Here is a 366-nt window from a genome sequence, read left to right on the forward strand (position 1 = left end):
CGTTTACACTGTGAACATCCTCCATCTGATAGAGATCAATACATTCGAGGATGGCTGCTACCTTGGCATGTTGCCATGCCGCATGGGCTTGCATCGGATCGTCGAACGATCCAAGGGTAGACTGCTTGCCTAGTGTCCTGCACTGTGAGACGTATACTGGCATTCCGTACTTGTCATGACGGGCTAGGCGGACGCCTAGAGGTAGATCATTGTTGGCACGGTTATTGCTTGTCTTGTCGCAGTTGGTGAAGAGTGTATGCATGTATGTAGGTGTGAACTCACATGTATGCGGAGCATAGAGCTTGTTTCCCGGGAAGAGGATATTCCTGTCTAGGCGGTAGCCTATGGCGTACCCTGACACATTCA

1 protein-coding gene is annotated in these 366 nt (G+C 50.5%); it reads right to left on the reverse strand.

The features are described 5' to 3' along the window. A partial coding sequence (locus tag FVP33_RS19880; RefSeq protein WP_222706824.1) for a hypothetical protein occupies positions 1-262 on the reverse strand: 262 nt, incomplete at its 3' end. Positions 263-366: the final 104 nt, after the last annotated feature.

It is taken from the genome of Lacisediminihabitans profunda (assembly GCF_008040105.1).
GTDB classification, from domain to species: domain Bacteria; phylum Actinomycetota; class Actinomycetes; order Actinomycetales; family Microbacteriaceae; genus Lacisediminihabitans; species Lacisediminihabitans profunda.